This is a genomic window from Campylobacter concisus, assembly GCF_002912895.1.
Lineage (GTDB): Bacteria > Campylobacterota > Campylobacteria > Campylobacterales > Campylobacteraceae > Campylobacter_A > Campylobacter_A concisus_G.
Window position 1 is genome coordinate 1 of sequence record NZ_POZX01000004.1, and the last position, 10,926, is coordinate 10,926.

Sequence of the window (10,926 nt, forward strand, 5' to 3'; positions counted from 1 at the left end):
TTTTTATTCTCATAATACAATAAAAATATAAAAGCTCAGACAAATCATTATCTCTAAAAACTAGCTTTTACAGATAAAATATCTAAATTTTGCATAGTAATTTAATAAAATATATTAAAAATAATTAAAGGTATAACACTAAGAATTTTAAAAGGATATCGGAATACCTTATGGTGACTTTTAGTTATTAACGGAACATAGAATAGCATCATACTATCAATGAGATTCTTTAAATTGCTAAATTTATTAACCATTAAGTAACATCATATATAATGATACGAGAACTTCAGCTCAAAACAATATTAATAAAGGAGTCCTAATGGCTACTCAAGAGGTAAATTTAGAGTCTTTAAAAAAAGACTTAGATTCTTTGAAAGCAGATTTTAAAGATGTTATAAAATCTATCAAAGATATGGGTGCAGAGCGTGCGGAATCCGCTAAAGATAAAATTTTAGACCAACTAAATATCGACGAAATCAAAAAATATATAGATGATCTAAAATCCAAAGGCAAAGACGGCATAGAGAACGTAAACGATGCAATAAAAGAAGACCCAATTAAAAGCATTGCTATTGCTGCAGGCGTTGGATTTTTAGCTGCCTGGTTATTAAAAAAATAATGGCAGGCATATCTGAATTTATAGTATCCGTGGTTGAGCTAGTAGATGCTCAAGCCGAGGATATTAGGAGCTCTTTTTTAAAGAGCGCTAATTCAGTTGTACTCAATATAATTGTTGGCGTGATTTGCATCCTAGGCTTAGTATTCTTTTTACTAGGGTTGCACACGCTCCTTGAAAAAACTATTGGGGAAATTTGGTCGTATTTTGCCTGCTCTGCTGTGGCTTTTTTATCTTCAGTTATCGTATACAAGGTATTCCGTGCAAAGTGATATAACAAAAGAAAAGCTAAGAATAGTGGTATCTATGCTAGAGAATAAAAATACAGATAAAAAAAAGCTAAAGCTTGAAGAGGCTAAGTTGAATTTGCTACTAAATGACCCTTTGCCAAACTTTTCAACAGAACTCAATCTAATCAGTCGAGGCAATATTAAGCAGGCCTTGATATCAATAATAGATAAAAATTTTATAATACCCACCTTAAGCAAATTTCTATAAAAACTAGTTTTTTATGCTCTTTTCTTACGTTGAATAAAAAAATTAATAAATTTTAGATATAATTAGCGATATAATTTCAAGAGATGACCGTGCTGATAGAAGCAAAGATCTTGAAAACCCATTCAAGGCATAAAAGATTGCCGATTCAGTCCAAGCGCCACCTCTTAAAAACAAAGGAGTAAATATGCGCTATTTTTTAGTTCTATTGTGTGCTGCCTTTTTTATGGTCGGCTGTTCTAATACTTGGCATGGTGCCAAAGAAGATACTGGCAATGCAGTCGAGTGGTCAAAAGACAAAGTTAACAAAGGTGCTACCTACGTTAAAGACAAAACAGAATAATTTTTTGTTTTTAATTTAAACGTAGATATTAATTCATTATCTAGTGGGTTGAACTTCAATAGTTTGATCCATATAATTTTTTGACTCTGTGTGCTAAATGTATTGCTAGATAAAGAAAAATTTAAAGTTTTTAATTTTTGTATTTTTAAAATCTTAACTGCAAATTCAATTTAAAAAACAATTCGCCATTTTCTGTAAAAATCGAACCATACCTATGTCTTGTTGTAGATGGTGTATCAAAGCGAATATTTTCAAATAAATAGTTTTCTAATGTTTCTAAATCAGTAATATGATATACAACTTGTTCGCCATCACTTTTTATAACAATTGTTCCATTGGCTAGGTATTTACCATCCCATTTTGTTCCTGGAAAAAAACCTAGCAAAATAGCCACAAGCAGTCGTTTTACTTTAATTTTTAAGCCATTTAAATCTGTCCCAAAATTTTTACCGAATTTTTCATATACTTGTTTTAGATTTTCATCTATATTGTTATATCTATTTTTATAAAATTCAATTAACATAAACGAAACTAGCTCTGGTATTATGCTGTCAATTAAATTGAGATTATAGCCCATTGTTGTTTGTTCTATTTGTTTAAAGCAAAGGGAACCACCATTTTTGTATATTGCACTTATGCGATCTTTTACTTTTGTTCTTGTATCAATTGAATTTATACAATCTAACTGTGTTATAGATAATCCTTGAACCTTGAAAACAAAATTTGTATTGCTAGAAGCGTTAAGTAATGTTGGCAAACTTCCTAAATAAGACTTAATGCCAAACCCTTCATTACAATAAGTCATTACTCCATTTCTTTTCATATCCAAAACAATATCTGCTTTTTGATTTGAATTTCCACCTTTAATTAGTGCTACACCTAATTTATTACTTATAATATGAAAAAGGGGAATATCAAATGCTGAACCTTGTCCATCACTTATATAAGTAGCAAGTTGTTTCATAATATCAGCATTAAGAAAATCTGAAACTTTAACTTTATTTTTTTCTTTTGTTTTTTTATTTTCAACTTCAATAATATCATTTTCACTTATATAGCACGAGTGGTCTATATTTAAAGTAGTTACTTTGGTGATACTAAAAAAATCAGATTTTGGATTAAGCTCTTTGTCTGCTAGAAATATCTTTTTGTCGTTTATTAGTTTTAAAAAAGAGTATATTTCACTCCATTCGCCTTTGTTCTTTTGTTTTTTTAACATATTGTTTCCCCTATTGGCTTTGTCTAATAAAAACATATAATCAACAAGTTGTTTTCCACAAGCTTTCACAGCGTCGATAGCTACGCTATTTCCTAGTTGTTTCATTGCCTCAACTTTTGAAACAGGAAATTCAAAATCACTTGGAAAACCTTGCATTTTTTTTGCTTGTTGTGGCATTATTTGTTTAATTTCCCCATCAACTAAATATCTATCCCAATTTCGTCTATCATCAATTTTAGAACCACGACCACCTACACGCAAAGTATATCCAATTTCCCTATCGCAATTACCTTGCCATACATCTGACATTGTAAATTTAAGTGGAATAGGTTTTGGAAAAGAAAAACCATCTTGAATAGTATCGTTTCTAAAACCAATCATAAAAGCTCTTGGTCTTAACTGAGGTAACCCAAAATCGGAAGCTTTAATTATTTGAAAGTAAAAGCTATATCCTAATTCCTTTTCTAAAATACCTTTAATAACTCTAAATGTTTTACCATTATCGTGATTAACTATACCACGAACATTTTCTAGAAAAAAAGCTTTTGGCTTTTTTGCTTCAAGTATTTCAACAATATTAAAAAACAAATTACCACGCTCTGACTTATGCGCATCATTAAAGCCACGTTTATAACCAGCTTGACTAAATGGTTGGCATGGAAAACCAGCACAAAGAACATCAAAATCAGGTAATTCGGATGGGCTTATTTTGCGAATATCATCATTAAATAATTCATTTTCAAATAATTTCTTATTTAGCTTCTTGAAATTATATTCATAAGTTTTTCTAGCATACTTATCAATTTCTGATGCAAAAACACATTCTCCACCTAAGCTATCCATAGCCAAATGAAAACCACCAATACCAGCAAACAAATCAACAAAAGTAAATTTTTTCATATTTACACCATTATATTTCTTGTTTTAAGCCACAAGTAATGGCACGCTTGGTCTATCTCTTAAACTTTCAGCTTTGCTAATGCAATCGGTATTTAGTATGTGATTTAGTAAAATTTGTTCTTTATCTTTCCTGCTTTCTTTTGCAAAATTTAAAAAATTATGATAGACAAGATAGTCATTAAAATACTTTGTGGATACGCCTTTGAAATTATACACTAGCATTGATTTAAGACAGCTGTGATAATTATTTACTACTTGGATATTAAAACTTCCGTTATAGTATTTATTGCGTGGTGTTATTATGTGATTTAAACTCATTTCGCTTGATAGTTTTAGATAACTTCTAAGGCTATCAGTTGCAAATACACTCTCTTTTTCTGCTTTGCCAAAGATGACGCCATTTAAAGCTTTTACGTTTGGCTTGCCAAGATTTGCTGTTTTAGCTACTGATTTGCTGTTTAGATTAACAACACAAGGTATGCAAACTAACTCTTTTGATAAACCACGCTTCGTGTTTGTCATACCACGATGTTTTACCGAGCGTGGAAAATTAAAATCCTTGTGATGACCTTTATACGAGATGGGCATAAATGTTTCATCAGCTTCAATAATGGCGTCAAGCTTTACGCTCTGTAGTGAGTCAAGAATTTTATGTCGCCAGTTAAAAGCTGTGCTTAAATTTATACCGCAAATTTCGGCTGTTTTTCTAAGTGAATATTTTTCTATCATACAATGGATATATTTTTTCCATACGGATAGGTCTTTTTTAGAGCTAAAAAGTATAGTATTGTTTGTGATAGCAAATGTCTTTTTACAATCATTGCAAATATATCTTTGTTTTCCGTGAGTTGTGCCGTTCTTTTTAAAACTAGTTGATTTGCAATGCGGACACTTTTTTATCTCTTTGATAAATGTAAAATTTTGCTCTAATTTTTCTTTTGATTTTATAGATTTTAGAAATGATTTTTTATCATCATCGCTAAGTGTGCTAAAAAGCTGTTTAACGATTTCAAGCTCTGCTTTAGAAGTTGCCATTTTAACGCCTTTATTGCTATTTTTAATATAGATATTCTAGCAAAATAAAGCTTAAAAAGCAATACAATTTTCACACAGATCCAGTTTTTTCTATTATATTTTTTATCCTTCCTTTATAGAATCATATTTATAGTTTTTCTTTAAAAGCCAAAACTTACAAATGGCTTATAAACTAACAATATATAGTTAAGCAATTACATCTCTATCTCGTCCTTACTATTATATATCTTGCCTTTTATCTCATTTTTTATCTCTGGTGCCTCATTGTCTAGCAAGCTGCTAAAATTTGGTATTAAGCTACTTATTTTGGACATGAAATTAATAGCTTTCGTTTTAAAGCTCTCTAGGATAGTCATCTTGTCCTCTAGGGCATCTATTTTGCTATCTTTTTGGGTGATTTTGCTTTCAAGCTCAGATATCTTTTGATCTTTGTCTTTTATAGAGACTTGTAGTTCAGCAATTTCTTTTTGTTTTTTATTATTGTCTTCTTTTAAGATCTCTTCATTACTTAGCGACATTTCCAATTCACTTTTTCTTTGTAATAAGAATCGATTTGCTCTTTCTACACTCTCTATTTTTTTGTCAGTCTCATTAAGCCTACTTTGCAATATATCGCTTTGATAAGCTTTTTGCTTTAGAACATCTATTTGGGCTTTATCGGCTTTGAAGATGTTTAATTCATCTTGCAAGTTTTTGTTTTCATTTTCTTTTTGATTTAGCTTGGATGAAAGGTTATTTATTTGTAAAGCTTGGTCTCTTATAGCTTCATTTTGATTATTTAGAGTTGCATTAGTCTCTTTTAGTTTTTCATTTTCCTGCTTTAGATCTTCATTTAACTGCTCTAACACTCTATTTCTTGCCAATACTTCACCCTTGTCTAGCAGTTGTTCTTTTAGCACTTCGATGTTTTGTTTTAGCTCGGCATTAGTAACTATTTTTATCTTTTCTCTTGCTTGTTCTAGGACTAAATTTGTAAGAGCATCTAATAAAGCCTTTTTGTTGTCAACTTTTAACTTAAAATAATCAATTTTGTCACCAAAAAATTTGTTTACTATTTCTGAATGATCTATTATTTCTTTATCTATAAGCTTTCTAATGCTATTTTTTAACTCTTTTTCACTCTTATACTCTCTTTCTGTTTGGTGCATTTGCTTTAAATTTTTATGTCTAAGCTTACTACCCTTTAGTCCACGATTTGCAATACCATCAAACGCTTCTGCACCCATTTCTTGTAGCCCTCCACCAAAGGCGCTAGTCTCTCGTTTGCCATCAAATCTAATGTTTTTATGTTCCCCAAATAGGTAGTTTGTAAAAATAAGCTGATAGTGCTTAGTTTTCTCATCATTATGCTCAGCTATAAGCAGACACTTTACATTGTATTTCGCACAGTATAAATTTGCAAACCTTTGTACTCTATTTAGCGAAACTTTAGCGTTTATAAAATTTACTTCGGTAGAATTTAGTCCCTCTTTTGGCTCTTTATCACGTTCAGTACCAAAGCTTATGACCACCTCGGAAAAACCGACCATGTTATCTCGCCAATGGTTTTTAACAACCTTGCCATTTTTATAAGTTTTTGTTTGGGACTCATAATCATCTTTCATCATCTTATGATATTGCATTATAAGTGACTTTATATACTTCTTGTCGTTAAAGTTTTTATCAGAGCTATTAATCTCCCGCATATTTCCATTGTTATTATATTCGCTTAGGACTATATACCTATTCTGTGTACTCTTGCCTCTAAGATATCCTATCTTGCTAGCATGTTTGGCCTCTCTTGTATTATGTTCATATCTTATAATGGCCTTTTTGGCTGTTAAGAATTCACTTCTAACACAAAGGTTTAGACTAGGCTCATAAACTTTAGGAATACTCACCCTTCCCCTCCTTGATAAAAATTTATCTCTTCAACTAGATCCTTTAGAATTTTTGGAGTTACTGGTTCGCCATAAGTATTCATGGTGATCTTATATTGTTGTTCATGCCCTACAAGGGCAGCTATATGCTCAACTCTTTGGCCACTTTGGATGAGCTTGTTTATGAAAGTATGCCTAAATGAGTGAAATGTTCTTGTTTTATCACCATCTTTTATAACTTTAGTATTGATTTTTTTTCTAAAATATTCAGAGAAGTCTTTATTATCACAGCTAAATAGCCTAACTGCTTTACCACATTTCCTAGCTAGCTTCTTTTTACTCTCTATAAATTCAAACAGCCCAATGCTACTTAACTTAGAGTGTATAGGAACAATCCTTGCAGAGTTTCTAGTCTTTAAAGTCTTACTCTTACCAGTTTTTACATCTATTTTTGTATTTAAACTAAAGCATACTATGTTATATTTTTCGACTATGTCATCTGTGTTTAACTGGATTATCTCATTTAGTCTCATACCAGATAAGCTGCTATATGAGTAACGAAAAATAGCTCATCTTTGCTAATCCTTTGGCTTTTAGTATCGCCATTTGACCTGATCTTACTAACAATATCCAAAAGTGCGTTTACTTCACTATCTTCATAAGGGTTTTTATTTGTCACATCATCTTGGTTTATACTTATTTGCAGATCTATAGCTGGATTCTTATCTATATAGTCGCTATCGTAGCATTATTTAAAAAACTCACTAACTCTAACAATATATTTCTTGATAGTTGATTTAGAAATTTTTGGTCTATCTTTTGCTAAAGCCATGATCTCATCTAAGCTTTTATCTTTATAGAGACTATTTTGAGAGAGCTTGGTTGGTAGTTGTAGTAAGATATTTCTAAAATTTAGCAAGTCATCTCTTTTTATCTTTTTGATATCTAGCTCGTCACCAAATTTCATAGACATTAGCCGTCCTACATGTCTAACAAGACCAAATGTGCTATCACTCCAGTTGTTTGAAATACTCGTGTTTGATATATAGTTTTCAAATGCACTCTTTAGCGTGAGAATGTCAGCTTTGCTCTCGCTTTTAGTAGATGAGACTAGCTGTGATTTAAAGCTTCTAGCTCTATTTGAGAAGAGCTTTTGAAAGAAATTTATAGCTTCATTGAAAGTCATGCCACTAGCATCACTTGTATCATCTATCTCAAGGTCTTTAGCCTTAATTTCACTTAAAACTATACCCTTATCTTCATATTTATCTGCCTTGTATAACTTTACCTGACCACCAAAGTTAGGATCATTTAAATTTCCATACCCAAATTTTAGATCATCACTTAGCTCGTTGTCTCCATCTGGCGATAACTCACAACCAAATATTCTTAGGATATCGTTTTGTGTGAGTGCACCTTTTTGCTTGGCTAGCTCATTTATAGCATCTGTTAGATCATAAATAGAGTGCTTTAAGGACTTTTTAGTGAAAGGCAGCACCAAATTCTGCTTTTTTAAAGTCTCTATGTCGTCTTGATAGCTATATATGTTAGCCTCTTTAACACCTTTTGCTATCTCGTCTTTGGTGCCATTATCTAAATTTGTGCTCTTATGTTTTTTACCAAGTGGTACAAATGCTTGTTGCTTATCATTTAGTAGCTTTTGATTTTTGCACATCTTATATGATATGTGATTTATGTTATCTATCGTTGCCTCAAGCACCCTTTTGCCAAGAAGCTTTTTGGTGTGAGAGTCAGTGCAAGATAGCTTTTTGCAGATATCATCAACCTCTTTTGATATGACACTGGGCAAGCTATCTTCTTTTAAACTCTGTTTTAAAAACAAATTTAGTGATAGCAATCCATCTAAATTTATATATCTGCCAAGCATATCATGCTCTTTGATACTTTTGGCCTCCTTGGCTTTTAAAAGCATAAGCACCAAGTGCTCTATAAGTTCGCTGCTCAAATTCATCTTCCATGCCTTTTTGATCGCGTTAAAAATTATAGAGTAGATCTTAGCACGATTTTTTGCTGTATCAAAGCGTTTTGTGAGGAAGGAGGTTATGTATTCGGTTTTGTTACCAAAATAAGGCCTCAGATATAGTGGGATGGCTACTCTAAAGTAGTATATGCTATTTCGTTTGACTAGATATTGCATCTTTGTTACCTATGCAATATAACTTTGTAGCAAAATGTAGCAGATACCTAGTGTGAAACTGGCTATGTGCCGTCTTTTTGGTGCTTACACAAGGTTTATTTTTAAACCCTCATAAGCCAGAGGTCGGGAGTTCAAGTCTCCCCCGTGACACCAGAACACAATATTTTAGGCATTAGCAGTGATGCTTTTGCTCTTTCCCTTTCTTTAAAATTTCCTTTAAGAGTGGAACACTTGGTTACTAAAGTGGGACAGCCTCTTAAAAATTCCAACGATTATAAAGCCATCACCCTTTTAATACCATAAAAATAAATTTGTTTTAAGTTCTTGCTTCTAGCTTTTTATCTCAAATCCCTTAAATACGCATTTTTAATCTCATCATTTTAATATTTTTGATTTTTCTTTCTTAAAAAATAAACTTTTTTACAAAAATTTGCATTTCTAGCTGAAATTTTTTCCAAAATTGGTGTAATTACTATAAATACTTTTTAAAAGGATAAAAATGAAAAAATTTTTATTGATAGTAACTAGCACCGCTAGCACGAAAGAAAGTTTATGTAGTGAGGTGATTTGCCATGGCTAATTCATACACAATAAATGGCCACAACCTAGTTATAAACGTAAGATCAGATTTTTTAACATATGGTAGAGCCATAGGTAGATTTGCACATGCATGTCGTGAGAAAAATCAAAAGAAGCATATAAAGTATCTCAACAAAAATCCAGCCACTATTAATCGTTACAAGCTCCTAAGTGAGTTTAATAATAATGGCAATATGAGAGATGTTAACAGCAAAGATGATGAGCTGCACAACATAGCCTTTGTAAAGAATTTACTTAAAGGCTTTCAGGATAGCTTTGAGAAAGACTATACCGCGCAGTCCTATACACAAAAACGAAAAGGTAAAGAAACTCTTGTAAATAAGTCTTGGCGTAAAGATATGGCTGGTTTTTGTGAGATTATCATCACATTTGGTACAGACAGAGAGAAAGAGCCAAAAGAAGGATTAAACGAAGAAGAGTCAAAATTTATAAATAAAAACATACAAATGGATAGAGTAATGAGATTTATAAACGCCTACTGCGCAAAGTATGGTGTAAAGTGTCTGCTTATAGCTGAGCATAATGATGAGAAGACCAAACACTATCACATCATCTTTACAAACTATAACTTTGAGAAGCATGCAAATTTGAGATTTAGCGGTAAGGCACAAACAGCAAAATTTGGTAAAGAGCTACAAGATATGGGAGCAGAGGCATTTGAAGGTCAGGTACTTCGTGGTAAACCAAGTAAAAATAGACATAAGAATTTAACCCAAATGCACCAAATAGCAAGTGAATACAATAGCGAGCAAGAGTTAAAGAGTAAGATTAGAGAGCTTATGAAAAAGAGAGCAAATAAGTATATGACAAAGGAAAAGTTTTTATGGTTTGATGAGCATTTTAGACTAGAAGCTAACAAGAAAGAGGCTTATTTATCTAGTCTTGCAAATTTAGTTTATGAACAAATGCAAGAGAATATAACCATCACATCTGATAAACAGCTAAAAGAAAAAGTAGAGCTTCTTGCCGGGCAAATAACAGAACAAAGTAAGATCATAGGGGAAGATAAAAAGAAAAGCACAGGAGTCTTAAAAGAAAAAGAGCAGCTAGAAAAAGAGCTAGATGGTTTAAAAGAAACCAAAGCTGAGCAAGACAATGAGATAACAATTCTTAGACACAAACTAAAAGCATATACTAATCAACAAACAAAGATATATAAACAAAATGCATTGTTAAAGAGCCAAGATAGAGAAAATCAATCTCTAACACATAAAAATACAAGTTTGCAAAGTGAAAATATCAGACTAAGAGACTTTAATGACAAAAGCTTAGGTCTTTTACTAGAAATAGCAAATATCAACCCAGAGTTAAGAGAGATGATAGTAAATGAAATGCCAGAGCTAAGGGGTAAATTTGCAAAAGATGATGCTGGGATGGAGATGGGGTAAAGAAATTTTCTAGAGACATCCAAAGTATAGTAGTAATATAAAAACAAAAAATCCCAAAAATCAACTAAAAGATAAAACACTATAAAAATGGTGATCAGGTGGTCATATGTTCTAGGAATAGAGTAATGGTAAATAAATTCTGAAGTATCACAATGCCGTTTATTTATATTATAAAAATCTCATATCGTACCCCAGTACAATAGACAAACCCTTTTAAAATTTATATAATTCATTCAGAATTTTAAATACTATAAACAATAAGGAGAATATGATGGCTAAAGAAGCCGGAGTAGTTAAAAGCGTAAACGGAGGA

The 10,926-nt window shown here is 31.7% G+C and carries 10 protein-coding genes; 4 read left to right on the forward strand and 6 right to left on the reverse strand.

Annotated features, from left to right (window positions below):
* The first annotated feature begins 319 nt into the window (after positions 1 to 319).
* The 3 genes from CYP51_RS00340 to CYP51_RS09725 all read left to right on the forward strand — a co-directional run bounded on the left by CYP51_RS00340 (position 320) and on the right by CYP51_RS09725 (position 1,454).
* On the forward strand, positions 320 to 619 hold the full coding sequence (locus CYP51_RS00340; protein WP_103599593.1) for a DUF883 family protein: 300 nt from the start codon (positions 320 to 322) through the stop codon (positions 617 to 619).
* Between the two features lie 258 nt (positions 620 to 877).
* Positions 878 to 1,114, forward strand: coding sequence for a hypothetical protein (locus tag CYP51_RS00350; RefSeq protein ID WP_103623935.1), 237 nt, complete (start codon positions 878 to 880; stop codon positions 1,112 to 1,114).
* Between the two features lie 184 nt (positions 1,115 to 1,298).
* Positions 1,299 to 1,454, forward strand: coding sequence for a hypothetical protein (locus tag CYP51_RS09725; RefSeq protein ID WP_180997711.1), 156 nt, complete (start codon positions 1,299 to 1,301; stop codon positions 1,452 to 1,454).
* 145 nt (positions 1,455 to 1,599) lie between these two features.
* On the opposite strand, the gene CYP51_RS00355 is transcribed toward CYP51_RS09725, so the two are convergent.
* From CYP51_RS00355 to CYP51_RS00370, 6 genes are all read right to left on the reverse strand, one after another.
* Positions 1,600 to 3,573 (reverse strand): HpaII family restriction endonuclease, encoded by a 1,974-nt coding sequence (locus CYP51_RS00355; protein WP_103623936.1) that lies wholly within the window; start codon positions 3,571 to 3,573, stop codon positions 1,600 to 1,602.
* Between the two features lie 24 nt (positions 3,574 to 3,597).
* Positions 3,598 to 4,608, reverse strand: a complete 1,011-nt coding sequence (locus CYP51_RS00360; RefSeq protein ID WP_103623937.1) for an IS1595 family transposase — start codon at positions 4,606 to 4,608, stop codon at positions 3,598 to 3,600.
* A 194-nt stretch (positions 4,609 to 4,802) separates the two neighbouring features.
* Entirely contained in the window at positions 4,803 to 6,488 is a 1,686-nt protein-coding gene (locus CYP51_RS00365; protein ID WP_103623938.1) for a hypothetical protein, read from the reverse strand.
* Complete coding sequence (locus CYP51_RS09940; protein WP_258032747.1) at positions 6,485 to 7,000, reverse strand: tyrosine-type recombinase/integrase; 516 nt, start codon at positions 6,998 to 7,000, stop codon at positions 6,485 to 6,487. Before CYP51_RS09940 ends, CYP51_RS00365 begins: the two co-directional genes overlap by 4 nt.
* Entirely contained in the window at positions 6,997 to 7,146 is a 150-nt protein-coding gene (locus CYP51_RS09945) for a hypothetical protein (RefSeq protein WP_258032748.1), read from the reverse strand. Before CYP51_RS09945 ends, CYP51_RS09940 begins: the two co-directional genes overlap by 4 nt.
* Before the next feature lie 69 nt (positions 7,147 to 7,215).
* A complete protein-coding gene (locus CYP51_RS00370; RefSeq protein ID WP_258032749.1) occupies positions 7,216 to 8,625 on the reverse strand; it encodes a DUF6538 domain-containing protein in 1,410 nt (469 codons plus the stop codon).
* A gap of 572 nt (positions 8,626 to 9,197) precedes the next feature.
* On the opposite strand from CYP51_RS00370, the gene CYP51_RS00375 reads away from it, so the two are divergent.
* On the forward strand, positions 9,198 to 10,613 hold the full coding sequence (locus CYP51_RS00375; RefSeq protein ID WP_103623939.1) for a hypothetical protein: 1,416 nt from the start codon (positions 9,198 to 9,200) through the stop codon (positions 10,611 to 10,613).
* Positions 10,614 to 10,926: the final 313 nt, after the last annotated feature.